Source organism: Protofrankia symbiont of Coriaria ruscifolia (assembly GCF_900634745.1).
In the GTDB taxonomy this organism is placed as follows: Bacteria; Actinomycetota; Actinomycetes; order Frankiales; family Frankiaceae; genus Protofrankia; species Protofrankia californiensis.
Genome location: NZ_CAAAFR010000152.1, coordinates 40,397 through 62,553, shown reverse-complemented (window position 1 = coordinate 62,553; position 22,157 = coordinate 40,397). Strand labels below are relative to the sequence as shown.

The following is a 22,157-nucleotide window of genomic DNA, read 5'->3' as shown; positions in this document are numbered from 1 at the left end:
TGACGACAAAACCGGATACCGGCAACCGGGTATTACTGGTCCGGTTAGACCAGTACCGGTCCGGACGTCAGACCCCGGTGGGCACGGCGGCAGCCTGACTCACCTTGACCCACCGCCGCAGCGCGGCTTCGGCTGCGCCGGAATCCAGCGACCATGTGGCTCGGGCAAGCTGGCGCTGTATCTGTTCACTCACCGGAGCGGCGGTCGGCCCGGTTGAGGCGACCAGAGCGGCCGCGGCGGCGAGCAGGACGGCGTCGCGCACCAGCCCGGGACGTCCGGTCAGCAACGCGCGGGTCACCTCGGCGTTGTGGACGGCGTCACCGCCGTGCAGCTGTGCCGGGTCGCCGGGGTGGATGCCGACCGTTCGCGGGTCGAAGGTCTCCTGCCGGACCGCGCCGTCGGCGACGACCCACACCGTCGAGGTGGTCGTCGGCGTGAGCTCGTCAAGGCCGTCGTCGCCCCGGAACACCAGCCCCCGGGTTCCGCGCGCGGCGAGCACACCCGCGACGACCGGGGCCAGACGCGGGTCGGCGACCCCGAGGGCCTGGGAGGCGGGGCGCCCCGGGTTGGTCAGCGGCCCGAGGATGTTGAAGAAGGTGGGCACGCCGAGCTCGCTGCGTGTCCTGGCCGCATGCCGCATGGCCGGATGGAAGATCGGCGCGAAGCAGAAGGCCGCCCCGGCCTGGGTCAGGCAGGTGCCGACAGCGACTGGTGGCAGGTCGATGACGACGCCGAGTTCCTCCAGCAGGTCGGCTGTTCCGCACAGCGACGATGCGGCCCGGTTCCCATGTTTGATCACGGGGACGCCGGATCCGGCGACGACGAGGGCCGCCATGGTCGATACGTTCACCGAATGCGACTGGTCTCCGCCGGTGCCGCAGGTGTCCACCGCGCGCTCACGAACGTCGTCGGAGACCTCCAGCGGCGCGCCGTAGTCGAGCATCGCCCGGACCAGGCCGCCGACTTCCTCGGGGGTCTCGCCCTTGGCCCGCAGAGCCACCGCGAAGCCGGCGATCTGGGCCGGCGATGCCTCGCCGGACATGACCTGCTTCATCGCCCACACGGTGTCCTCGGCGCCGAGTGAGTCCCCTCGCAGGAGCACCGTGAGAAGCTTGGCCCAGCTCGTGCGGCCGAGGGGCTCGGGCACGGCCCGCTGGTCACTGTCCGCACCTGTCCGTGTGGCCGTCATCCCTGTCATCCCCGTTGTCGTCATCTCACCCGGTTGTTCCCGCGGTCCTCGGACCCGCCCCGTGCGGGTTCCGGTATACCGGGCGGGTTGTGGTCAGGGGCTGGTGCTCCCGGCCTGGAGGTCCAGGTCCCGGGTCACTACCGGGAGGACTCACTACTGGGAGGATTGTGCCCGAGGCACGAGCGCGCGACGTCTGCGCAGCAGTGCGACAACGACCTCGGCGAGTTCGGCGGGGTCGACCGGATGGGTGACCACCGCGTCCGCCAGCGACCAGCTCGCAAGCCAGCGGTCATCCCGGCGTGTTATGAGGAGGACCGTGGGCGGGCAGTCGGGGATCTCGTTCTTGATCTGCCGGGACAGGCCCATGCCACCGCTGGGGGCGGCCTCGGCGTCCAGGATGCAGATGTCGGCTTCCCCGTGGTCGACCGCATCGATCACGGACGGACCGTCCGCCACGTCCAGGAACTCCAGGAGGCCGAGCTCGCGGTCGGGAAGCGGGCCGACGGCGAGCTTCACCCGCTCCCGGACGTCGGGCTTGTCCGCATACACCAGAACGGTACTCATGCGACCGCAAGCCTTTCACTCGAAGTGGCCGTTAGAAGGATGGCGCCCGAGGAGAGCATCAGCGAACCACGCACCGCTACCGGATCGGTGAGTGCCCATGGTGAACCCGCCCGCAGGGTATCCGATCGTGCCGACAGCGTGCGCTGGCAGGTGAGGTCCGCGGCCGGTCCGTCCGGTCTCCCGGTACTGTGCCGTCGGGATATCGGGGTGATGCCGATGTGTCATCGGGTGGTCCACTGGGTCGGGCCCGGAGAGCTTGCGAGATCGGTATCTCCTGCTAGATAATGAGACTCGTTCTCAAGGGTGCGAGTCGTAACGGACTGGTCGCATACAGTTGACCAGGGTGGGTGAAAGTACTAACCACATCGGACGTGACATGGACGGTCAGCAGGATCTCCGCCTCACCCCCCAGCGCCGAGCGGTGCTGGAGGTGCTCCGAGCCGCCCACAGTCATCCAACAGCGGCAGAAGTGTATGATCGCGTCCGGCAAGTTGCGCCGGGTATCGGCGCCGCCACCGTCTACCGGTCTCTGGGACTGCTCGTCCAGGCCGGGCACGCCCTCGAACTGAGCCTCGGCAACGGTACCGCCGCCCGGTATGACGGGAACACCAGGCGTCACGACCATCTGGTCTGTGACCGCTGTGGACAAGCTGTGGACATCGATCTGCCAAGCCCGGTGGAGATGGTGGACGAGCTCGCGCGCAGCACCGGCTTTGCGATCACAGGTTACGACCTGCAGTTCCGTGGCCTGTGTCCGTCCTGTCGAACGGGCAGCTGAATACCGGCGGCCGCTGTGCAGCCGGTGCTCCCTCCCGACGCTTTCCGCATCGACTCTCCGAACCGGCCGCCCAAGCAGTCGTCTCATCGGAGGCGACCACACCTGAAGGACGTCGCCCCTGACCAGGGGTGACCACACCCGAAGAATGGAGCACCGCATGCCGCAGCTTGACGGCACGAAGACGCACGAGAACCTCAAGGAGGCGTTCGCCGGTGAGAGTCAGGCGAATCGCCGCTACCTGTACTTCGCCCGCCGAGCCGACATCGAGGGTCTGACCGACGCCAGCGCCCTCTTCCGCGACACCGCGGAGGGTGAGACCGGCCACGCTTTCGGTCACCTGGACTACCTCGCCGAGGTCGGCGACCCGGCAACCGGGGAGCCGGTGGGTAGCACCGCCAAGAACCTCGCCAGCGCCGTGGCGGGGGAGACCTACGAGTTCACCGCGATGTACCCGGGCTTCGCCAAGACCGCGCGTGAGGAGGGCTTCGAGGAGATCGCCGACTGGTTCTCCACCCTCGCGCGGGCCGAGAAGACCCACGCCGGGCGCTTCCAGCGGGCGCTGGACACGGTTGTCGCAGACGAGAAGGCCGAGCAGCAGGCCTGACCGGTTCGGTAACGACCGGGCGGGGCCGTCTGTAGGTGACGCAGTACTGGGCCGGGGTGGACGCATGTGTCGCGTCCACCCCGACCGTGACACCTCGTCGGTCCGTACCCGGCGGCCGGCTCCATGACCGCTTCATGATCTAATAGGTGCTGGCATGACGTTCGGCGCACCGCCGTATGCCTCCGAGGATCGCCAGGGAGTCCCACGATGGCGCTTAATGTCGCTGACATCATCACTGACCCCGAGGTTTACTCCGCCCAACGGCCGGGTGCGCGCACCCGCATCCTTTCCGTCCGGGCGGAGCGCCGGATCCGGGTCGGCGACATGCTCCTGTTCGAATTCGAGAACACCCAGACCCTGCACTACCAGGTGCAAGAGATGGTTTACACCGAGAGATTGCGCGACTCCTCGGACGTCGCTCACGAGATCGACATCTATGCCCGCCTGCTGCCCTCCAGTCACACGCTGACCGCCACCGTGTTCATCGAGCTCGACGTTCTGGAGACCGTGCGCTTGGAGCTGGAGCGACTGGCCGGAGTGCAGCGCAGCATCCGCCTGGAGGTCGACGGCATACCGGTGCCGGCCGAGGAGATCCCCGGTCCTGACGAGGATCCGGACGTGTTGAGCCCGACCGTGTCCGTGCATATGGTGCGGTTCACTCTCAGCGACGCTGCCAGGGATGCCTTCCGGGACCCGGCCGTCCCGGTCGAGCTGGTGGTTGACCATCCCGCGTACAACGAGGCGACACCGATCACCGGTGCGACCAGGACGTCCCTGATCGCGGACCTCGCGCTACGCGGTTAGCCACGCGGCTGGGGCGGGGTCGCCGGCAGCGGGGGATCGGCTCCTCGGCCCTGGCCCGCGCCCCGAGCTCGGTTACGGATGGTCGCGGGCTGCTGCGGGGAGGGTGTGTCGTTCGCCGCGAGCCGGGCAAGCCAGGCGTTGTAGGCTGCTTCCCGGGCGACCAGTTCGGCCTCCGGGTCGGGCTGGCGCTGGCGCTCCTGCTCTGTTTCCCGGTCCGCTTCCTGCTTCGTGCCGGTGGCGTCGGGCACGTCCCCGCGCACCTGGTCGGTGGCGGAGCCCCGCAACCGGTCCAGCCGGCGGTCCTCGCGGGCGGCCTCCCGCCCGTCCGCCCGCGACCACTGGACGAACAACGCGACGAACACCATGGCGCCGACCAGCTCACCGGCGGCCCACATCAGTCCGGCGCCGGTCTGCTGGTCGCTGAGCAGGCTGGACCCCCAGGTCCGGCCGAGCGCGGAGTACCAGTCCGCGGCGAAGACCTCGTTGGTCGTGAACATCGCCAGCGCCCACAACGCGTGCAGCGGGAACGTCACGAACAGCAGGATCAGCCGGCCCCAGTACGGCAGCCGTCCCGGGACGGGGTCGAGCCCGATGATCGGCCAGTAGAACAGGCAGCCGATGGCCAGGAAGTGCACGTGCAGAAGGGTGTGGAGCGCCGGGTGGCGCATCGACGTCTCGTAAAGACCGGTGAAGTACAGCCCGTACAGGCTTACGATGAACACGGCGAAGCCGACCAGCGGAAAGGTGAGTACCCGCGCCACCCGACTGTGCAGTACCTTCACCAGGAGCCGGCGGGAGCGCAGCGGCAGGGCACGTAGCGCGAGCGTCACCGGGGCGCCCAGCGCGAGCGGGATGGGCGCGACCGTGCCGAGCAGCATGTGCTGGACGGCGTGGGCGCTGAACAGGGCGGTGTCGTATGCGGCGATCCCGCCGACGAGCGCGTAGGTGACCACCAGCAGACCTGCCAGCCAGGAGGCCGTCCGCCACCGGTTCCAGGCGTCTCCGCGATCTGTGAGTCTGCTCACGCCGAACAGGTACAGCCCCGCCATGAGGGCGACCAGCAGCAGCGGGCCGGGTTCTGGCGAGACGTGCAGAAGCATCCGCCCGACGGTCGGTGGCGGCGGGAGTTGTCCCTGCCCGGACGATGCAAGCACGCTTCCCGCGCTTTGCGCGGCAAGGGCGCCGGGACTGGTCACAGGCCCTGTCACCTCACTCGGATCGGGGTTCGGCCGAACCCTCGACAGCTCGTAGTCCTACCGAATGTCGAACCTACGGTGGCGCCGGACGGATCGCGTGCCAGAATGACCGACGTGGCCTCCGCCCCCGTCCTTGAGAAGGCTCCGCCGCCGCACCCCACGGCCAACCGTCCCTCGATGGTTTCCGTGGGAACGATCGTGTGGCTGTCATCGGAGCTGATGTTCTTCGCGGCCCTGTTCGCGATGTACTACACGATCCGATCGGTCGACAGTGACAACTGGCCGCCGCTCACCGGCGTTCCCGCGGGGTCCGAAATCGGCCCGGTCCACCTGCACGTCGGTTTCGCGCTCGTCTTCACGACGATCCTGGTGCTGTCCAGCCTGACCTGCCAGCTCGGCGTGTTCGCCGCCGAACGCGGTGATGTCTACGGCCTGCGTCGCTGGTACGTCCTCACGCTGGTCATGGGTCTGGTGTTCGTCGGCGGCCAGGCATGGGAGTACTTCCGCGAGAACGAGTTCTCGATCTCGTCCCACTCCTATGGTTCCGTCTACTACCTCACGACCGGCTTCCACGGCCTGCACGTGATCGGTGGGCTTGTCGCCTTCGTGATCGTACTTGCCCGGTCGACCTACGGCAGGTTCACGCCCGAGAAGGCAACGTCCGCGATCGTGACGTCGTACTACTGGCACTTCGTCGACGTCGTCTGGATCGGCCTGTACGCGACCATCTACCTCCTCCAGTGAGCGACATGACTGCATCTACGGGCGCTGCCCGCGCATCCGTACGCCGGCGTCGGCGTTCCTCCGCAGTGGTCCTGCTGGTGGCGCTTGCGGCCACCGGCGTGTTGTGGACGGCGTTCGCCCCGCGCGGGACGGCCCAGGACACCGCGGAGACCAATGAGGCCGTCCGGGCGGGCCGGGCCCTCTACCTCCAGGGCTGCTCGAGCTGCCATGGCCTGCAGGCCCAGGGAGGCAGCCAGGCGCCGAGCCTGATCGGGATCGGCTCGGCCGCAGTGGACTTCCAGGTCAGCACCGGACGGATGCCGCTTGCGGCGCCGGGAGCGCAGGCCGAGCGCAAGGACCCGATCTACAGCCAGACGCAGATCGACCAGTTGGCCGCCTACGTCGACAGTCTGGGTGGCGGCCCGAAGAAGCCGGTCATCACGCAGACCGAGTGGGACGACGCCGACCTCGCCCACGGTGGGGAGCTGTACCGGGCGAACTGCGCCCAGTGCCACCAGGCGGTGGGCGCGGGCGCGCCGCTGACCTATGGCAAGTACGCGCCCGACCTGGGTAAGGCCACCCCGACTCAGATCATCGAGGCGATGCGGACCGGCCCGGAGTCGATGCCTCTGTTCGGTCCGGGGCAGCTCGACAAGGCTGACGCGGTCGCGATCGCCAAGTACGTGCGTCACATCAGCGAGGCCCCGAGCGCCGGTGGCGACGACATCGGTAAGTACGGCCCGGTCCCCGAAGGGCTGCTGGCCTGGCTGGTCGGGATTGGCGGCCTGCTCGCGGTGTGCCTGTGGATCGGAGCGAGGCAGAAGGTATGAGCAAGCAGGACGACGACAGCGCCGGCCCGGGCTCGTCCGGCGACGCTGGCGACAGCATCTTCGACCGGGCCAAGCACCCGGTGAAGCCGTCGGGGGAGCCCGCCCCCGGGTCCGACGCCAGCGCCGGCGGACCCGAGCTGCGTCAGGGCCACGGCGACGGTCCCGAGCGCCTTGGCACACCCCCGCACCAGACCGACTCGACCCGGGCGCAGTCAACGGTCCTGCTGGTCGAGCCGCACGAGCGGGCCGTGGACGTCAGCCCCGCCCACGCCGAGGAGATCGACCGCCGCGCGCAGCGCCGGGCCGAGCGGCTGGTCGCGTTCTGGTTCGTGGTCTCGATCGTCGGGACGGTCGGGTTCGTGGTCACCAACTTCGTCGGTGACAAGCATGCCGAGTACTACACGCCGTTCATGGGCGTCGCGCTAGCTCTGGCCGTGGGCGGTATCGGCTTCGGGGTCATCCTCTGGGCGAAGCAGCTCATGCCGCACGAGGAGGCCGTCCAGGAGCGTCACCCCTTCAGGTCCGCGGACGAGGAGATCGCCGCCACCGAGGAGACGGTCGCTCTCGGCTACGCCGACACCGGGCTGGCCCGCCGCCCACTGGTACGCCGCACCCTGCTCGGCGCGGGCACGGTGCTCGGTGCCCTGCTGGTGGTGCCGCTGCTGAACCTGACCAACCGCAAGCCGGGCAAGCAGCTCGACCACACCCACTGGGTGAAGGGTGCCCGGCTGGTCACCGGAGAGGGCACCCCCGTCAAGATCGGCGACATAGCCATCGGCGGCATCGAGACGGTGTTCCCCGCGGTTCCGGTCACCGAAGCCGACGGCACGGTTCGTTACGAGCCCCAGCTGACCGTGCATGAGAAAGCCGACAGCGCCACCGTGCTCATCCGACTCGGACCGGACGAGAACCGGCCACGTCCGGGCCGGGAGAACTGGGCCTACGACGGCCACGTCGCCTATTCGAAGATCTGTACCCATGCGGGTTGCCCGGTCAGCCTCTACGAGACGCAGACCCACCACCTGCTGTGCCCCTGTCACCAGTCCGTGTTCGACGTTCTGGACGGATGCCGAGCGATCTTCGGGCCGGCCAGTCGATCCCTGCCCCAGCTGGCGCTCGGGGTCGACGAGGACGGATATTTCATCGCACGAGACGGTGACTACACCGAGCCCGTCGGTCCCGCCTTCTGGGAGCGCTCATGACCACCGTCCCACCACCGTCCCTGGTCAAGAGGCCGGGTCCCGTCCGCACGCTCAACCGGGCGATCGACGAACGGTTCGGAACGCAGGCCGCGTTGCGGCGCAACCTGAACAAGGTGTTCCCTGACCACTGGTCCTTCATGATCGGGGAAATCGCCCTCTACAGTTTCGTCATCCTGGTCCTGACCGGCATCTATCTCACGCTGTTCTTCGACCCGAGCAACACCGAGGTCATCTACGACGGCTCGTACGTGCCGCTCAAGGGCGTCGAGATGAGCCGGGCCTACGCCTCGACCCTGGACATCAGCTTCGACACCCGCGCGGGCCTGGTCTTCCGCCAGATCCACCACTGGGCCGCGCTGCTGTTCGTCGCCTCGATCGTGGTGCACCTGATGCGGGTGTTCTTCACGGGCGCCTTCCGCAAGCCCCGAGAGGTCAACTGGCTGATCGGCGTCGGCCTGTTCATCCTGGGGATCCTCGAGGGTTTCGCCGGCTACTCGCTTCCGGACGACTTGCTGTCCGGCACCGGGCTGCGGATCGCCGCGTCCATCGCCCAGTCGATCCCGGTCGTCGGAACCTGGGCGTCCTTCCTCGTCTTCAACGGCGAGTGGCCGGGCGAGGACTTCATACCTCGGCTGTACGTCGTCCACATCCTGCTGGTGCCGGGAATCCTGCTGGCGTTGATCGGCGCCCACCTGGGCATCCTCTGGCATCAGAAGCACACCGACTTCCCCGGGCCGGGAAAGACCGAGCACAACGTCATCGGGCACCGGGTCTTCCCGATCTTCGCGGCGAAGTCCACCGGATTCTTCATGATTGTTTTTGCGATGCTCGCCCTGCTCGGTGGCCTCGCGCAGATCAACCCGATCTGGGGTTTCGGGCCCTACGACCCGGCGAACGTCAGCTCCGCCTCCCAGCCGGACTGGTACATCGGCTTCCTCGACGGCTCTACCCGGCTGTTCCCGCCGTGGGAGTTCCGTGGGCTCGGGCACACGGTTCCGGCGGTGTTCTGGCCGACTTTGATCCTGCCCGGCATTCTGTTCACCCTGCTCGCGGTGTATCCGTTCCTCGAGGCGAAGTTCACCGGTGACAAGGAGTCGCACAACCTCCTGCAGCGTCCACGTGAAGCGCCCACCCGTACCGGCCTCGGTGTCTTCGCCATCAGCTTTTATCTGGTGCTGTGGATCTCGGGTGGCAACGACGTCATCGCCAAGACGTTCGACATCTCGCTGAACGCCATGACCTGGGCGGGACGTGTCGGCGCCATCGTCATTCCGCCGATCGCCTTTGTCCTGACCAGGAAGCTGTGCATCCACCTGCAGGAACGTGACCACGAGATCGCCGGACACGGCATCGAGACCGGGATCATCCAGCAGCTTCCCAGCGGGGAGTTCGTGGAGGAGCACCGGCCGAAGCTTCCGCCGCTACCCGACCACCGTCGGGTACCGACCGACCGGGTGGCTCTCCCGTCCGCTGAGAACGGGCATGCCAGGGGCGATCTCGTGCGGCGTGCGGGCAAGGCCGTCACCGGTTTCTTCGTCGAAGAGGAAGAACGCCTGCCGGAGGCGAGCGAGTCCTCCCCGGACCGGCCTGCCGGCAAGCACTGAGTCCGAGTTACCGAGTACAAGGAGCCCAGCACAAGTAGTCGAGTACAAGTAGTATTGAGTGACTGTAACTAAGCATCGAGTAGTCAAGCATCGAGAAACTACGTGAGTGCCGGCCCGCCCATCTGTCTGAAGTAGCCAGATGGGCGGCGGAGAACTCCGAACATCTCGCTGAGGGCCTCCTGCCTCCGACACCCGGACGCAGGAGGCCCTCAGTCGTTCGTCCGCGGGAAGGTGCGGGGTTGCCGGCCCGCAGCAGGTGACGTGGCAACCGTAGGGGTAGATAGTTAGTTGTAGGAAGAAAACGATATGGAGGTTGGATGTCCATCGATCATTCCGTGTCGCCGGCCGTGTCCATTCTGGCTCGGGGCGACCCGCCGGCTCTGGACGTCCGGGGGCTGACCTACCGGTTCGGGGAGAAGACAGTGGTCGACTCCCTCGACCTCGAGCTCGCAGCCGGTGAGATCATCGGCCTGCTCGGGCCGAACGGGGCCGGTAAGACCACGGCGATCCGGGTCATCGTGACGCTGCTGCGGCCGGCGGCCGGTTCGGTCTGCATCTTCGGCGTGGACGCGGCCCGCCGGCCGATCCGGGCCCGGCGGCTGATCGGCTACGTGCCGCAGATGCTGTCCGCCGACGCCGGGTTGACCGGCCGCGAGAACGTCGCGCTGTTCGCGGGCCTGTTCGACGTCCCCCGGCGTCGGCGACGGGCACGGGTCGACCAGGCGCTTGCGGCCATGGGCCTGACCGACGTCGCCGACCGCTTGGCGCGCACCTACTCGGGTGGGATGGTGCGCCGCCTGGAACTGGCCCAGGCCCTGGTCAACGCGCCGCGGCTGCTGATCCTCGACGAGCCGACCGTCGGGCTCGACCCGATCGCCCGCGACAGTGTCTGGGAGCACGTCCTGCGCCTGCGGGCGGAGCACGGCATGGCGGTGCTGCTGACCACTCATTACATGGAGGAAGCCGACGTCCTGTGCGACCGGGTTGCGCTGATGCATGCAGGCCGGGTACGGGTCACCGGTGTGCCCAGCGAGCTGAAGGCGGTGCTGGGACCGCGAGCAAGCCTGGAGGACGTGTTCCGGCACCATACCGGCGGTGCGCTCGCCAGCGACAAGGAAGGTGATTTTCGTGACGTCCAGCACACCCGCCGTGCCGCCAGCCGGGTTGGCTAGAGATCCGGGAGGCTCAGACCCCCGGGTCGTTGCACGGATCGATCCACCGGTGGCTCCCGCCAGGAACGCTCCCGGCGGGGTCAGACTCGACGACCCCTTCGATGACGGCTTCGACGGGCGGCTGGGCGCGACCCGGCTGTTGTTCCGCCGGCTGGCGACACTGTCTCTGGTGGAGCTGCAGAAGCTGCGTCACGACCGGGTGGAGCTCTACACCAGGGCTGTCCAGCCCGCGTTGTGGCTGTTGGTCTTCGGCGTGACGTTCAACCGCATCCATGCCATCCCGACCGGATCCGTCCCATATCTGGACTACCTGGCACCGGGGATCCTCGCCCAGTCCGCGCTGTTCATCTCGATCTTCTACGGCATTCAGATCATCTGGGACCGGGACGCGGGTGTCCTGGCCAAGCTCATGGTGACGCCCACACCCCGCACAGCCCTGGTCACGGGCAAGGCGTTCGCCGCCGGGGTGCGCGCGCTGATGCAGGTGGTCGTCGTCGTGCTGCTGGCGGCGGTGCTCGGCGTCGGGCTGACCGCGAATCCGCTGAAGCTGGTGGGCGCCGCGGTGGCCGTGATGATCGGCGCGGCGTTCTTCTCCTGCCTGTCCATCGTGATCGCGGGACTGGTGCTTTCCCGTGACCGGCTGATGGGAATCGGCCAGGCGATCATGATGCCGATGTTCTTCGCCAGCAATGCCCTCTATCCGGTCGACATCATGCCGGCCTGGGTACGGGTGGTCAGTTACCTCAACCCGTTAAGCTATCTGGTCGACGCGCTGCGCGGTCTGCTGATCGGTACGCATGCCCACCTGCCGCTCGACTTCGCCGTCCTCGTCGGTTCCGCCGTCGGGGCGATCATGGCGGCAAGCGCCTTGCTCGGTCGACTCGCGCGGTAGCGCGGTAGCAGCGCAGGCGGACGTCGATCATTCAGGTGCGCCGGCCGGGTCCTGCGGCCGGTGAAGAAGGGAGATGTCCCTGGCGGCCGCGGCCACGGGTGAGGCCCACTGGCCGTCCAGGCTGACCAGGCGCACGCCCGCGGCGGTCAGCCAGCGGTGGATCAGCTCGGTCTCCTCGGCGCTCGCGCAGGGCGTGGGCCCCGGCCCCGGGCGTACGGTCTCGGCACTGGCGCGTACTGCCGTCACCCAGGGCCACGGATCGGTATGCGCCGGTGTGCTGGTCGCCCCGGCGAGCCGACCGTGGCGGATCACCGCGATGTCCCAACCGCCCTCGGGGGTGGGTGCCGCGGCTGTCATCTCGGCCACGGTGTTCAGCGCTGACAGGCGTTGGAGTCGCTGCGCCCCGTGCAGGAATGCCAGCAGCCGGTCACGGGCGACCGCCGCGTCCTCGTAGCGCTGCTCGGCGGCGAGGCCGGCGATGCGCGCCCGCGCGACGTCGACGACCACCCGGGGGTCGGTGGTGATGGCCGCCCTGGCCGCTGCCACGTGTCGCGCGTACTCCTGCGGGCTCTCCCGTCCGTCACAGGGTGCCCCGCAGCGACCGAGGTCGGCCAGCGCGCATGCGGCGGTGGGCCGCCGCGGTGACAGCCGGGTGGTGCACTGGCGTAACGGGATCGCCTCGTGGATCGCGGCCGCGGCGAGGTCCGCCGCGGCGCTGCTGGTGAACGGGCCGAGGTAGGTACCCTCGTCACGGGCCGCTCGGACCCGTGACAGCCGGGGGTAGGGCTCGTCGGTGATCTTCAGGTAGACCGCCCGTTCCGGGTGCCGGGACCGGCGGTTGTACGGGGGCTTGTGTTCGGCGATCAGCCGAACCTCCCGGACCTGCGCCTCCAGCGCATGTGCGCACGCGATCGCATCCACCCGATCGGCCGCCGCGACCATCCCGGTCATCCGCGTCCGTGGCTCACTCGCGGTGAAGTACGACCGGACGCGTGCGCGCACCGACCGGGACGTCCCGACGTAGAGAGCCCGGCCGGCGCTGTCGCGGAAGATGTACACGCCCGGCCCGGTCGGCAGGCCGTCCGCCAGGTGCCGCTTGCGCCGCTGGGCGGGGGAGACCTTCCGGGAGAACCCCTGCAGGTCCTCCAACGTGGTCACGCCGAGGTTGCCCAGCCGCTCGAACAGCCCGTGCAGCACGGCCACGGTCGCCCGCGCGTCCGCCAGCGCCCGGTGGCAGGGCTCGGTGTCCGCGGGGAAGAGCCGGGCCAGCGAGCCGAGCTTGTAGTCCGGGCTTTCGTCCCTGCTCAGGACCTGTTTGGCGATGCGGAGCGTGTCCAGGTGCTCCCAGGCGGGGACGGGATGGCCGCAGCGTACGCACGCCTCCCGCAGAAAGCCGAGATCGAAGGGCGCGTTGTGCGCGACCAGCACGCTGCCGTGGGCGAATTCCAGGAAGGTCGGCAGGACGGCGTCGATGCGGGGCGCGGTGGCGACCATCGCGTCGGTGATCCCGGTGAGGACCGAGATGAACGGGGGTATCGGCGCGGCCGGTCGTACCAACGTCGCCATCTCCGCGAGGACCTGCCCGCCGCGGACCTTGACCGCGCCGATCTCGGTGATCTCACTGTCGGCAGACCGGGTTCCGGTGGTCTCCAGGTCCACCACGACAAAGGTGACGTCCCGCAGGAGACGGCCGAGCTCCTCCAGGCTGGCCTGGCCGGGCGGGAGCTGGCGAGACGGAGGCTGGCGCCCGGAGGGGGGCGCGGGCGGCGCGTCCGGGTGGCCGCCGCCCGGAACGAGGGAGAACCGGCGCATGTCCGGGTACGGTAGTCGCCGTCTCCGACAGTTTTCCGGTCCTGTTTCCGCATCCCGCGACTTCCGGCCACCGGTGGTGGGTGATCCCTCACGCGAACGGCCGCGCGAACCCGTCCTGACCCGCCGTGGTGACCCGGAACTCGTTGCCCTCCGGGTCGGCGAGGACGAAGCCGCTGTCGACACCGTCGGCGTAGCGTCCGACTTCGCGGGCGCCCAGTGACGACAGCCAGCCGACCACGCGCTCGGCGTCCACCGCATACAGGTCCAGGTGCACGCGACCCGGGCCCGGCGCCAACCCGGACACGCGCCGCAGGTGCAGCTTGGGACCGGCACCGGCCGGGTGGCGCAGGACAGCCGAGTCGCTGTCGTGCTGCGCGACTTCGTAGCCGAGCGCCGATGACCAGAACCTGACCATCAGGTCCACGTCGACGCAGTCCAGGCCCACCCGGGCCATCCGGATGCCGTTCGTTTCAAACCAGGCCACAGGCGCATGATTCCGCATGACCGGCGAGTCCGTGTCCACGCGTCACGCGTGGGCACGCCGGCCCGGCTCCGGCCCGGCTCCGGTCTGCCGTTGTCGCTGCCGCGCCGGGGGCGGGCGCTACCGGGGGCTTCGTGTGGATACTGTCCGGACATGGCCAGCGTCTTCACCCGGATCATCAAGCGGGAGCTGCCCGGACGGATCGTCTACGAGGACGACCACTGTGCGGCGTTCCTGACCATCGCCCCGATCCGGCCGGGGCACACTCTGGTGGTTCCACGGCTGGAGGTCGACCACTGGATCGATCTTCCCCCGGACGTCCTGCGGGAGCTGTGGAACGCGGCGGCCCGGGTCGGGCGGGCCGTCGACACCGCCTTCCGCCCCCGCAAGGTGGCCGCGCTGCTGGCCGGTCTGGAGGTGCCACATGTACATGTGCACCTCGTCCCGATCGACTCCGAGGCCGACATCTCGTTCGCGGCAGCCGATCACAACCCCGACCCGGCCGCACTCGACGACGCGGCCGAACGCATCCGGGCTGCCCTCAGCAGATAGCTCAGCCGACAGCTTCGACAGCCGACAGCTTCGACAGCCGACAGCTGTGCCGCCGGTGGAGCAACCCGCTCGCCCGGCGATGTCACAGGTCGGCAGTACCACAGGTCGGCGATATCACAGATCATCGCGCTGGCCTTCCTCGACCCGTCCCGCAAGCCGTGCCTCGACCCGTGTTCCGACCCGTCCGGGCGGGCGAACCGGGATGCTCCGATCCCTGCGAACCGGTGGAGAACCGTTGCGATCCGGAGGGATCGGGCTGGTCCCGATACGCTGGGGCGTCGTCGTTGTTGTTCCCATCGTGCCCCGGAGTCTGGCCGTGCCCGTCGATCTTCCCGGACCGTGTACCCGCAGGCGGTGTGGGACATGCGCAGATCCGACCCGTTTCGACGTGGCGAGGACGGTGTGGCCCCGGGAGCGCGTCCGCGTCCACACAGGCTCTGCCGGTCTCGCCCGGGTCGGGGAACGGCAGGCCGCGGTCGGGAAGACCGGACACCTCCGGTGCCGTCGGCGCGGCGCGCCGGGCAGTGGCGCACCCAACGGCGGCACGTTGGACAGCGGCATGTTGGACAGCGGCATGTTGGGCGGCGGCATGGTGCGCGAGCCTCAGCTGGCGTCCGGGTGAGCGAGCCACTCCCGTCCAGCGTCCGGGCACAGATCGTGGCGTTCGCGGCCGATACCCTCGCCGATCTCCCGGAACAGGATGTGCCGTCCACGCTCGTTGCCGTACGGCGCTTTATCCCGTCCCGGCGTTCCCGGCTCGGAGCGACCCCGCTGGCGGCCGCCATGGCCAATGACGCGGTCTTTCGCGGACGGGTCGCCGAGCGGCTCCGGCTTGCCCTGCCCGAGCTTGTGGCGTCACTGGAGTCCGACGAGGGACCGCCCGAGGCTGCTCCGCCCGAGGAGATCGCGGCCGTCGCCTACGTCCTGCGTCTGCCCGGGTGGGAACGGATGGTCGAGGCCGCCGCGCAGGAACTGGCCGAAGCCGTGGCGTCGGCCCGCGCGGCCGACGCCACCGAGGCGGTCGTGCGCCTGCACGAGCAGCTCGACACGCTCAAGCAGAGCGCCAAGGCTGAGAACGACCAGTTGCGGGAACGCCTGGCAGCCGCTCGCTCCGAGGCGGAGGACGCCCGCCGACGCCTGCGCTCCTCCTCCGACCGGCTCCGCCGGGCCGAGAGCGCGGCGCACGATGCCGTCGAGGCGGCGGAGAAGACCCGTGACGAGGCAGTCACGACCGCCCGTGAGGCCGAGGCCGAAACCCGTCGGCTGCGACAGCGGGTAGCCGAACTCGAGGCTGCCGTGACCGCGTCCCGGCGGGACAGCAGGGAGGCCCGGTCAGTCGAGGACGTGCGCCTGCGTGTCCTGCTCGACACGCTGATGGCCGCGGCCAACGGCTTCCGTAAGGAACTCGCGTTGCCGACCGCCGTGCAGCGGCCGGCGGACATCGTCGGCCGCGGGGAGGACGAGGCCGCGCCCTTCGACCCGTTCTGTGGAGTCGGCGCCCGTGGCCTGGCCGAGGACGACCCGGCGGTTGTCGACGAGGTCCTCGGGGTTCCCGGCGTACACGTCATCGTGGACGGCTACAACGTCACCAAGCGTGGGTACGGCTCGTTGCCGCTGCAGGCACAGCGGGCCCGGCTGCTGTCCGGGCTCGGCGCGCTGGTCGGCCGCGCGCCCGAGAGCGAGATCACGGTCGTGTTCGACGCGACCGCGGTCATCGCCAGGCCCGTCGGGGTGGCGGCGCCCCGTGGGGTGCGGGTGCTCTTCAGCCGACCTGGTCAGCTGGCTGACGAGGAGATCATCCGGCTTGTGCGGGCCGAGCCCATGGGGCGTCCCGTCGTCGTCGTCACGTCGGATCGTGAGGTGGCCGACACCAGCCGGCGCTCGGGTGCGCGTCCGATCCCGTCCGTCGCGCTGCTGGCCCGCCTCGACCGCTCCTGACCGCCGGAGGTGCCAGAGCTCGTGATCGTCCTGACGGCTTCGCATTGTTGATCATATTGCTCGCGCTGCGTGATCGGATAAAGAACACCGTCAACGCCGCGCCTGCGAGTCCGCGACACCGGGTTCGTGGGCTCGTCAAGCAGCGGGCTTGGTCAAGCGACGCGAGTGCCGCGGATGATGCCGAGGTCCAGCTCGATCCGGCGTCCGTGGACGATGACGACGATGCTCGCGGCGTCGGCGTCGGTCGCGGTGAGGTAGTCGTAAAGAGCGGACAGGAGCATGTCCCCGCGGCTTTCGAGGCGGGAGACGGTGGCTTGGCCGGCCCCGAGCTTCTTCGCGACCTCCGCCTGGGTCATCTGCGCCGCCTTGCGGATCATCGCCAGGTTCATGGCGTGGACCCGGTCCATCTCCTCCGCCGCAGCGTGCGCCTCGGCCACGTCGGCGGCGAGTTGCGGGTCGGAGAGCAGCCGGTCCAAGTGGTCGTTCCCACGTACGAACATCGACGGCTGCGGCGCGGCATCCTCGGTTATGGCTTCTCCTCGTAAGATGTCTCGCGCTTCCACTGGTCGATCATCGGATCGGCCCGGGAAGCTACCCCGTCGTAGAACACGTCGCCGAGCCTCGCCTTGTCCGCGGCGAACAGCGCGACGACGACGGTGCCAGTCTCGGCTGGGAACCGACCCCGCCGGCGCTGCCCGAGCCCGCGTGGATCAACCCGCCCGCGAAGGAGGAAGGTCAGGAAGCGGATCCCGACGGAACGGCAGCTCGGTAATTTCTACAAGATCCTGCCTCGGACGGGTTGACAGGTTCCGGCATAGCCGTCAAAGCCCGATGGTGTGAATCAAACTGGGAAACTCCGCTACAGAAGTGCCCGCAGGTCTTCTACGGTCAGGCCCGCGTCCACCAGTATCTGACGAAGCGTGCCCTTGGGCACGTCGCGTTCGGCGTGAACGGGAACCGTGACGTCGTGCCCATCGGGGTCGGGATTGCGGAGCCGGTGATGGCTGCCTTTGATCCGGACCAGCTCGAATCCGGCCTTCTGTAATGCTTTGATGACATCTTTGCCGGGTACTGACGGGACCGACGTCATCAAGCGACGTCGACCGTGATAGTGAACTCCTCAGGAGCGCCGTCATCCTCGAGAACCATGACGACGGCGTCACGCAGATCTGCCAGTGCCTCTTCGCGAGTGTCCCCGCTCCCGTTGCAGCCGACGCGACCGACGTAGGCATGGGCGCACCAGACGCCGTCCTCGTCCTGTCCCACCGTGTAGGGGATGTGCACCGCACGACCCATGGTCATCAGGATACGGCAGATGGGTCCCTGGCAGTACGGTGCATCTGACGACCGAGCGGGCGGGGACCACGTCCGACGGCGTCGGGAGGTGACCCGCCCTTCGTGTGATCGAAGCTGCTCGTGACCGGCCACCGCGGGGAGACACCGACAGCTGCGCAGGCTTCGCCCGTCGGGTCCCACGACCAGCACATGCGCTCTCACAGCGTCTACATGGCCTGCGATGCCGGTATCGCTGTGGAACGGACCTGGTCCAGCACGGATTCGACTTCCATCGGATCAGCGGTTACCGCTTGCCCGACCGGAATGTCACGGTGCCCTGACCGGATTCGGTGTGCCCGCTTCGCATCCCGGCGACGCCGAGCGCCGCGACGCGCCCAGTACCCGCGCCGGGTCAGATGCCGGTGACCAGGCGTACGCCCGCCGCGATCTTGGTCAGCAGGTAGCCGGGCACGTGACCGGCAGGATAGGGGTCGAGGAACTCGCGGCTGACCGGGCCGAGCTGCGAGACCACCGCGACGGAGTCCTTGTCGAGCCCGGATGCCTCGGCGGGCACGAGCACGTTGCCGGGGAACGCTTCCAGGGTGGTGTTCGAGGTCAGGGGCACCATCAGCGCCGTGCCGATGTCCGTGGCCAGCAGCCAGTCCTCCTGCACGACCACGGCCGGGCGGATCTTCGCCGGTTCCGAACCCCGTGGCGAACCGAAGTCCACCCACACGACATCGCCGCGACGGATCACCACTCGGTGCCTTCGCGCAGCACCCGCTCGGACTCCCGCAGGAACAGCCCGTCGCCGGAGGGCTGCCCGACACGCGCGAGCACCGCGTTCGCCAGCCTGGTCAGCTCCGCCTCGCCCTCCAGCTCGTCGGCGAGCCGCTGACCGGCGAGCCGGTAGAACTCCGACCGGTTCATCCCGTGCCGGGCCGCGACCCGCTCGAACCGCTCGAAGTCGCCATCGGGAACCGAGATCGCTGTCTTCATGATGAGAGTATAACCGGTCATACTGTCACGGTGCCCTGGCCGGGTTCGGTGTGCCCGCCTCGCGCTGTTGCTCCCGCCGAAGCCAGGCCCTCGCCCACACCGCCCCGGCGAAATCCTCGGCCGTCCGGCGCGGAGCCTTGCGTGCCAGTACCCACGCCAGCCACTTCTCCTGCTGCGCTCGTCTCGTCAGGCCGGTGAAGCTTCAACCGGAGCGGATCTTGATCGCGCGCGAGTACGTGACGACGTGCCCGCACGTACCCCAGTTCTCGTGGGTGGGTCGTCGGACGGCATTGAGGCGGAGAAGTTGTCGGACCTGGTGCCTACGGTGGGTTCCGACGCGGTCGCGTCACCCGTGGCGGTCATGTCATGACCGTTCGGGTCGGCTCGAGGCGGCCTGTTCCGGCCGGAGAGGCGGAGACGATGCTGATCGACTGTGGCACATGCGTGGTGCGTGGAGCCGCATGCGGGGACTGCGCGGTGCATGTTCTGCTGGAGCCTGCCGGCGGCGTCGTCGACTGGGACGAGGGCGAGCAGCGGGCCATGGAAGCCCTCGCCGACGGCGGCCTGATCCCGCGGTCCCGGTTCGTCTCCCCGGTGGCATCCGCGACGTCCAGGAATGCCGGAGATGCCGCGCCCACGGCGCCGGTACCGATGGCACAGGTGCTGCCGCTGCCCCGTCCCGTGAACAGCCCCCGTGAACGCGCCCGCCGGACCGGCTAGCCCGCCGACTTCCCCCGCGGCGGCGCGTCACGGCCGGGTGGGGCGGGTGAGCCGGGCTGGGCGGTGGCTCCGGCGGCGTGTGCTGGTGGCGTCGGTGGTGATGGCGGCTGTCTGCGCGGCGGTCGCTGTCGGGCTGGTGCTGGCTGTCACCAGCCACGCCGGTCAGGAACGTGCTGGTCAGAAACATGCCGGTCAGGGGAACGCCGCTCGTGAGGATGCGGCCGGTGTGGCCCGGCGGCCCGCGCCGGGGCCGGCTGGGCAGGGGCCGGCTGGGCGTCTGGCGGTCGTCGGGGACGCTCCGGCGTCACGGCTGGTCGAGATACGTCGTGATGCCGACGAGGCTCTGCGCTACGTGCGTGCGGTCTGGGACGGGCCGTGGGCCGACCAGGTCGTGGTGGAGGTTCCCGCGGGCGGCGCCGGCTTCCGCGCCGAGTCAGGACGGACGGGTACCGACGGTGAGGCAGCGGTCGCGGTGCTTCCAGGGGAGGCCCCGGGCGTCGGTCGTGTGATCGTCAATCCGGAGGTCTACGACCGGTTGACGGTCGAGGGCCGGCAGGTGGTGCTGCGTCATGAGTTCACCCATCTGGCCAGCGCCGATGTGACCGGAGCAGGCACCCCGACGTGGCTGGTGGAAGGTCTGGCCGAAACCGTGGGCCACGCCGGGGTGGGGCTGGAGGTGCCCCGGGCAGCCGCGGAACTGGCTGCCCGGGTGCGGTCCGGCTGGTTACCTGACGCGTTGCCGGGTGACGCGGCGTTCTCCGCGGCGGACGGAGCAGCTCCCGCCCGCTACCAGGAGGCGTGGCTGGCCTGCCGGCTGATCGCGGACAGGGTCGGCCTGGACGGGCTGATCAGGTTCTACCGGCAGGTCGGATCCGGCGGTGGCGACCCACCGACACGGCTGGCCGGCGCGCTGCGGGCAGTCCTGGGAACCACCGAAGCCGATTTCGTCACCCAGTGGAGATCCTATCTGGAGGCGCAGCTTCGCTCCTGACCCGCCCGGGTTGCCCGGGGCCACCATGCCGGGTGCCGCTACGCAGGGCGCTGCCATCGTCGGGTGCCACTGTGCAGGGCGCTGCCGTGCCGGCTGCCGCCATGGCGGGGGAGCCGTCTCGCTCCTGCCGGGATGCTGGAGGATGGCCCGATGCGGGTGTTGGTCGTGAGCAATGACTTTCCACCGCGTCCGGGTGGAATTCAGGCATATGTCTACAATTTCGCCAGCCGGTTACCTGCCGGAGAGGTGATCGTCTACGCTCCCGCGTGGAAGGGCTCGTCCGTGTTCGACGCGGCCGCCCCGTTTCCCGTGGTGCGGCATCCGACGACACTGATGCTGCCCGTCCCGGACGTGCTGCGCCGGGCCCGAATGATCGCCCGGTCGGAGGGCTGCGACGTCGTGTGGTTCGGAGCGGCCGCGCCGTTGGGTCTGCTCGCGGCCGGTCTGCGCCGTGATCCGGGGGTGGGCCGGATCGTCGCGAGCACGCACGGTCACGAGGTGGGCTGGGCGGCGCTGCCGGGCCCGCGGCAGGTGCTACGCCGCATCGGGCGGACAGTCGACACCGTCACCTACCTCACCGACTACACCAGGGCGCGACTCGCGCCGGCCTTCGGCCGGCATCCGACCCTCGCCCAGCTGCCCAGCGGCGTCGACACCGGGTTCTTCCAGCCGGGTGTGGGTCGTGACGACATCCGCAGGCGTCACGGCCTCGCTGACCGCCCGGTCGTGGTGTGTGTGAGCAGGCTGGTCGAGCGCAAGGGCCAGGACATGCTGATCAAAGCTCTGCCGGCCTGGCGGCGGCGGGTGCCCGGGACGGCGCTGCTGCTGGTCGGCGGGGGTCCGTACCGGCCGTCGCTGGAACGCCTGGCCCGCGAGGCCGGCGTGGCCGAGCACGTGGTGATGACCGGCTCGGTCCCCTGGGAGGAGCTGCCCGCCTACTATGCCGCCGGCGACGTCTTCGCGATGCCGTGCCGGACGCGGCGGGCGGGCCTGGAGGTCGAAGGCCTCGGGATCGTCTACCTGGAGGCGTCGGCCACGGGCCTGCCGGTTGTCGCCGGACGCAGTGGTGGCGCGCCGGACGCGGTGCTTGACCGCCGGAGCGGAGCCGTCGTCGACGGCAGCGACCTGAAAGGGATAACCGACGCCGTCGGCAGCCTGCTGGCCGATCCTGACCGGGCACGCGCCATGGGTGCGTCCGGCCGCGCATGGGTCGAGATGGCCTGGCGGTGGGACGTCCTCACAGCGAGGCTACGCGACCTGCTGCTGCCCTCCCAATGACCCAGAAGCCCGGGTGCGCCAGAAATATGATCACACTGCCTTTGGTTCCGGGTGCGAAAAAACATGATCGTGTTGCCGCTGGTCCTCCGGGAGTCTGTCTGACATGATCCCGGACGTGAGCCCCTCGCCCGTGCAGATCGACCTGATCGACGAGGTTTTCCTGGCCGCCGACCCGGCTGTGGTGTCCGCGGCGGTGCACGAGCCGGCGTTGTGGCGTGCGTTGTGGCCGGATCTCGACCTCAGCGTTTTCCAGGACAGGGACATCGCGGGGCTGCGGTTTACGGTGACCGGTGCGTTGGTCGGCACCAGCGAGATATGGCTTGAACCGTGGGGTGACGGTGTTGTCGTGCACGTGTTCCTACGCGCTGACGCCACCCGCAGGAGGCAGCCGGCCCAGGTTCACCAGTTGCGTCCACGCGTCGCAGCGCGGTGGGCAAAGCGCCGCTCGCTGCATACCAAACGCCAGCTCAACGCGCTCAAGGATGTCCTTGAAGCAGGCCGTGAGCCCGGAGAGCCCGCCGCGCAGCCCGCAAGGCCCGCGGGCCCCGCAGGG

The 22,157-nt window shown here is 69.3% G+C and carries 26 protein-coding genes; 16 read left to right on the top strand and 10 right to left on the bottom strand.

Annotated features, from left to right (window positions below; genetic code table 11):
* Positions 1 to 67: 67 nt before the first annotated feature.
* Together trpD and CV1CTNOD_RS16860 are read right to left on the bottom strand one after the other, a co-directional pair.
* The gene (trpD, locus tag CV1CTNOD_RS16865; RefSeq protein ID WP_207386503.1) at positions 68 to 1,198 is read right to left on the bottom strand and encodes an anthranilate phosphoribosyltransferase; all 1,131 of its coding nucleotides are present in this window, start codon (positions 1,196 to 1,198) and stop codon (positions 68 to 70) included.
* 144 nt (positions 1,199 to 1,342) lie between these two features.
* Positions 1,343 to 1,753, bottom strand: coding sequence for a response regulator transcription factor (locus CV1CTNOD_RS16860; RefSeq protein WP_131786999.1), 411 nt, complete (start codon positions 1,751 to 1,753; stop codon positions 1,343 to 1,345).
* Positions 1,754 to 2,129: 376 nt separating this feature from the next.
* Between CV1CTNOD_RS16860 and CV1CTNOD_RS16855 the strand changes: the two genes are divergently transcribed.
* The 3 genes from CV1CTNOD_RS16855 to CV1CTNOD_RS16845 all read left to right on the top strand — a co-directional run bounded on the left by CV1CTNOD_RS16855 (position 2,130) and on the right by CV1CTNOD_RS16845 (position 3,939).
* Positions 2,130 to 2,531: a Fur family transcriptional regulator gene (locus CV1CTNOD_RS16855; RefSeq protein WP_131786998.1), complete on the top strand. Its 402-nt coding sequence runs from the start codon at positions 2,130 to 2,132 to the stop codon at positions 2,529 to 2,531.
* 157 nt (positions 2,532 to 2,688) lie between these two features.
* Positions 2,689 to 3,135 carry a rubrerythrin family protein gene (locus tag CV1CTNOD_RS16850; RefSeq protein ID WP_131767863.1) on the top strand — a complete coding sequence of 149 codons (447 nt, stop codon included), beginning with the start codon at positions 2,689 to 2,691 and terminating at the stop codon, positions 3,133 to 3,135.
* A 207-nt stretch (positions 3,136 to 3,342) separates the two neighbouring features.
* A complete protein-coding gene (locus CV1CTNOD_RS16845) occupies positions 3,343 to 3,939 on the top strand; it encodes a DUF3501 family protein (protein ID WP_131786997.1) in 597 nt (198 codons plus the stop codon).
* Here the strand turns inward: CV1CTNOD_RS16845 and CV1CTNOD_RS16840 are convergent.
* Positions 3,936 to 5,135 (bottom strand): cytochrome c oxidase assembly protein, encoded by a 1,200-nt coding sequence (locus CV1CTNOD_RS16840; RefSeq protein ID WP_131786996.1) that lies wholly within the window; start codon positions 5,133 to 5,135, stop codon positions 3,936 to 3,938. The genes CV1CTNOD_RS16845 and CV1CTNOD_RS16840 overlap by 4 nt on opposite strands.
* A gap of 105 nt (positions 5,136 to 5,240) precedes the next feature.
* Here CV1CTNOD_RS16840 and ctaE point away from each other — a divergent pair, with 105 nt between their 5' ends.
* From ctaE to CV1CTNOD_RS16810, 6 genes are all read left to right on the top strand, one after another.
* Entirely contained in the window at positions 5,241 to 5,879 is a 639-nt protein-coding gene (gene ctaE / locus CV1CTNOD_RS16835) for an aa3-type cytochrome oxidase subunit III (protein WP_131767860.1), read from the top strand.
* A 5-nt stretch (positions 5,880 to 5,884) separates the two neighbouring features.
* Positions 5,885 to 6,688 (top strand): cytochrome bc1 complex diheme cytochrome c subunit, encoded by an 804-nt coding sequence (qcrC, locus tag CV1CTNOD_RS16830; RefSeq protein ID WP_131786995.1) that lies wholly within the window; start codon positions 5,885 to 5,887, stop codon positions 6,686 to 6,688.
* Positions 6,685 to 7,890, top strand: a complete 1,206-nt coding sequence (gene qcrA / locus CV1CTNOD_RS16825; RefSeq protein WP_131786994.1) for a cytochrome bc1 complex Rieske iron-sulfur subunit — start codon at positions 6,685 to 6,687, stop codon at positions 7,888 to 7,890. The genes qcrC and qcrA overlap by 4 nt, the downstream gene beginning before the upstream one ends.
* Positions 7,887 to 9,494 (top strand): cytochrome bc1 complex cytochrome b subunit, encoded by a 1,608-nt coding sequence (gene qcrB / locus CV1CTNOD_RS16820; protein ID WP_131786993.1) that lies wholly within the window; start codon positions 7,887 to 7,889, stop codon positions 9,492 to 9,494. The genes qcrA and qcrB overlap by 4 nt, the downstream gene beginning before the upstream one ends.
* Before the next feature lie 317 nt (positions 9,495 to 9,811).
* On the top strand, positions 9,812 to 10,666 hold the full coding sequence (locus CV1CTNOD_RS16815; protein WP_131786992.1) for an ABC transporter ATP-binding protein: 855 nt from the start codon (positions 9,812 to 9,814) through the stop codon (positions 10,664 to 10,666).
* Between the two features lie 121 nt (positions 10,667 to 10,787).
* Complete coding sequence (locus CV1CTNOD_RS16810) at positions 10,788 to 11,558, top strand: ABC transporter permease (protein ID WP_347402950.1); 771 nt, start codon at positions 10,788 to 10,790, stop codon at positions 11,556 to 11,558.
* Positions 11,559 to 11,585: 27 nt separating this feature from the next.
* On the opposite strand, the gene CV1CTNOD_RS16805 is transcribed toward CV1CTNOD_RS16810, so the two are convergent.
* Together CV1CTNOD_RS16805 and CV1CTNOD_RS16800 are read right to left on the bottom strand one after the other, a co-directional pair.
* Positions 11,586 to 13,370 (bottom strand): DEDD exonuclease domain-containing protein, encoded by a 1,785-nt coding sequence (locus tag CV1CTNOD_RS16805; protein ID WP_131786990.1) that lies wholly within the window; start codon positions 13,368 to 13,370, stop codon positions 11,586 to 11,588.
* A gap of 88 nt (positions 13,371 to 13,458) precedes the next feature.
* On the bottom strand, positions 13,459 to 13,872 hold the full coding sequence (locus tag CV1CTNOD_RS16800) for a VOC family protein (protein ID WP_131767855.1): 414 nt from the start codon (positions 13,870 to 13,872) through the stop codon (positions 13,459 to 13,461).
* A 132-nt stretch (positions 13,873 to 14,004) separates the two neighbouring features.
* Between CV1CTNOD_RS16800 and CV1CTNOD_RS16795 the strand changes: the two genes are divergently transcribed.
* From CV1CTNOD_RS16795 to CV1CTNOD_RS16785, 3 genes are all read left to right on the top strand, one after another.
* A complete protein-coding gene (locus CV1CTNOD_RS16795; RefSeq protein ID WP_131767854.1) occupies positions 14,005 to 14,403 on the top strand; it encodes an HIT family protein in 399 nt (132 codons plus the stop codon).
* A gap of 388 nt (positions 14,404 to 14,791) precedes the next feature.
* On the top strand, positions 14,792 to 15,025 hold the full coding sequence (locus CV1CTNOD_RS16790; protein WP_131786989.1) for a hypothetical protein: 234 nt from the start codon (positions 14,792 to 14,794) through the stop codon (positions 15,023 to 15,025).
* Positions 15,022 to 16,341 carry an NYN domain-containing protein gene (locus tag CV1CTNOD_RS16785; RefSeq protein ID WP_131786988.1) on the top strand — a complete coding sequence of 440 codons (1,320 nt, stop codon included), beginning with the start codon at positions 15,022 to 15,024 and terminating at the stop codon, positions 16,339 to 16,341. The genes CV1CTNOD_RS16790 and CV1CTNOD_RS16785 overlap by 4 nt, the downstream gene beginning before the upstream one ends.
* 152 nt (positions 16,342 to 16,493) lie before the next feature.
* On the opposite strand, the gene CV1CTNOD_RS16780 is transcribed toward CV1CTNOD_RS16785, so the two are convergent.
* The 5 genes from CV1CTNOD_RS16780 to CV1CTNOD_RS16760 all read right to left on the bottom strand — a co-directional run bounded on the left by CV1CTNOD_RS16780 (position 16,494) and on the right by CV1CTNOD_RS16760 (position 18,615).
* On the bottom strand, positions 16,494 to 16,841 hold the full coding sequence (locus CV1CTNOD_RS16780) for a helix-turn-helix transcriptional regulator (RefSeq protein WP_242606763.1): 348 nt from the start codon (positions 16,839 to 16,841) through the stop codon (positions 16,494 to 16,496).
* Between the two features lie 359 nt (positions 16,842 to 17,200).
* Positions 17,201 to 17,431, bottom strand: coding sequence for a type II toxin-antitoxin system HicA family toxin (locus CV1CTNOD_RS16775; protein WP_131786987.1), 231 nt, complete (start codon positions 17,429 to 17,431; stop codon positions 17,201 to 17,203).
* On the bottom strand, positions 17,431 to 17,643 hold the full coding sequence (locus CV1CTNOD_RS16770) for a type II toxin-antitoxin system HicB family antitoxin (protein WP_347402948.1): 213 nt from the start codon (positions 17,641 to 17,643) through the stop codon (positions 17,431 to 17,433). The genes CV1CTNOD_RS16775 and CV1CTNOD_RS16770 overlap by 1 nt, the downstream gene beginning before the upstream one ends.
* Before the next feature lie 385 nt (positions 17,644 to 18,028).
* Positions 18,029 to 18,373, bottom strand: coding sequence for a type II toxin-antitoxin system PemK/MazF family toxin (locus CV1CTNOD_RS16765; protein WP_131786986.1), 345 nt, complete (start codon positions 18,371 to 18,373; stop codon positions 18,029 to 18,031).
* Positions 18,370 to 18,615, bottom strand: coding sequence for a CopG family transcriptional regulator (locus CV1CTNOD_RS16760; RefSeq protein ID WP_131787016.1), 246 nt, complete (start codon positions 18,613 to 18,615; stop codon positions 18,370 to 18,372). The genes CV1CTNOD_RS16765 and CV1CTNOD_RS16760 overlap by 4 nt, the downstream gene beginning before the upstream one ends.
* A gap of 420 nt (positions 18,616 to 19,035) precedes the next feature.
* Here CV1CTNOD_RS16760 and CV1CTNOD_RS16755 point away from each other — a divergent pair, with 420 nt between their 5' ends.
* The 4 genes from CV1CTNOD_RS16755 to CV1CTNOD_RS16740 form a co-directional block, all read left to right on the top strand.
* Positions 19,036 to 19,335 (top strand): hypothetical protein, encoded by a 300-nt coding sequence (locus CV1CTNOD_RS16755; RefSeq protein ID WP_165485571.1) that lies wholly within the window; start codon positions 19,036 to 19,038, stop codon positions 19,333 to 19,335.
* 46 nt (positions 19,336 to 19,381) lie between these two features.
* On the top strand, positions 19,382 to 20,326 hold the full coding sequence (locus CV1CTNOD_RS16750; RefSeq protein WP_131786984.1) for a hypothetical protein: 945 nt from the start codon (positions 19,382 to 19,384) through the stop codon (positions 20,324 to 20,326).
* Positions 20,327 to 20,476: 150 nt separating this feature from the next.
* Positions 20,477 to 21,604: a glycosyltransferase family 4 protein gene (locus tag CV1CTNOD_RS16745; protein ID WP_131786983.1), complete on the top strand. Its 1,128-nt coding sequence runs from the start codon at positions 20,477 to 20,479 to the stop codon at positions 21,602 to 21,604.
* 115 nt (positions 21,605 to 21,719) lie between these two features.
* A partial coding sequence (locus CV1CTNOD_RS16740) for a hypothetical protein (RefSeq protein ID WP_207386501.1) occupies positions 21,720 to 22,157 on the top strand: 438 nt, incomplete at its 3' end.

Excerpts from the sequence above, each read along its gene's own strand:
- CV1CTNOD_RS16815 (WP_131786992.1), top strand. The coding sequence starts at position 9,812 with ATGTCCATCGATCATTCCGTGTCGCCGGCCGTGTCCATTCTGGCTCGG.
- CV1CTNOD_RS16755 (WP_165485571.1), top strand. The coding sequence starts at position 19,036 with ATGCTGATCGACTGTGGCACATGCGTGGTGCGTGGAGCCGCATGCGGG.
- CV1CTNOD_RS16850 (WP_131767863.1), top strand. The coding sequence starts at position 2,689 with ATGCCGCAGCTTGACGGCACGAAGACGCACGAGAACCTCAAGGAGGCG.
- qcrC (WP_131786995.1), top strand. The coding sequence starts at position 5,885 with ATGACTGCATCTACGGGCGCTGCCCGCGCATCCGTACGCCGGCGTCGG.
- CV1CTNOD_RS16860 (WP_131786999.1), bottom strand. The coding sequence starts at position 1,753 with ATGAGTACCGTTCTGGTGTATGCGGACAAGCCCGACGTCCGGGAGCGG.
- qcrA (WP_131786994.1), top strand. The coding sequence starts at position 6,685 with ATGAGCAAGCAGGACGACGACAGCGCCGGCCCGGGCTCGTCCGGCGAC.
- trpD (WP_207386503.1), bottom strand. The coding sequence starts at position 1,198 with ATGACAGGGATGACGGCCACACGGACAGGTGCGGACAGTGACCAGCGG.
- CV1CTNOD_RS16795 (WP_131767854.1), top strand. The coding sequence starts at position 14,005 with ATGGCCAGCGTCTTCACCCGGATCATCAAGCGGGAGCTGCCCGGACGG.
- CV1CTNOD_RS16745 (WP_131786983.1), top strand. The coding sequence starts at position 20,477 with ATGCGGGTGTTGGTCGTGAGCAATGACTTTCCACCGCGTCCGGGTGGA.
- CV1CTNOD_RS16775 (WP_131786987.1), bottom strand. The coding sequence starts at position 17,431 with ATGACGTCGGTCCCGTCAGTACCCGGCAAAGATGTCATCAAAGCATTA.
- CV1CTNOD_RS16780 (WP_242606763.1), bottom strand. The coding sequence starts at position 16,841 with ATGTTCGTACGTGGGAACGACCACTTGGACCGGCTGCTCTCCGACCCG.
- CV1CTNOD_RS16770 (WP_347402948.1), bottom strand. The coding sequence starts at position 17,643 with ATGACCATGGGTCGTGCGGTGCACATCCCCTACACGGTGGGACAGGAC.
- qcrB (WP_131786993.1), top strand. The coding sequence starts at position 7,887 with ATGACCACCGTCCCACCACCGTCCCTGGTCAAGAGGCCGGGTCCCGTC.
- CV1CTNOD_RS16845 (WP_131786997.1), top strand. The coding sequence starts at position 3,343 with ATGGCGCTTAATGTCGCTGACATCATCACTGACCCCGAGGTTTACTCC.
- ctaE (WP_131767860.1), top strand. The coding sequence starts at position 5,241 with ATGACCGACGTGGCCTCCGCCCCCGTCCTTGAGAAGGCTCCGCCGCCG.
- CV1CTNOD_RS16760 (WP_131787016.1), bottom strand. The coding sequence starts at position 18,615 with ATGAAGACAGCGATCTCGGTTCCCGATGGCGACTTCGAGCGGTTCGAG.
- CV1CTNOD_RS16855 (WP_131786998.1), top strand. The coding sequence starts at position 2,130 with ATGGACGGTCAGCAGGATCTCCGCCTCACCCCCCAGCGCCGAGCGGTG.
- CV1CTNOD_RS16805 (WP_131786990.1), bottom strand. The coding sequence starts at position 13,370 with ATGCGCCGGTTCTCCCTCGTTCCGGGCGGCGGCCACCCGGACGCGCCG.
- CV1CTNOD_RS16800 (WP_131767855.1), bottom strand. The coding sequence starts at position 13,872 with ATGCGGAATCATGCGCCTGTGGCCTGGTTTGAAACGAACGGCATCCGG.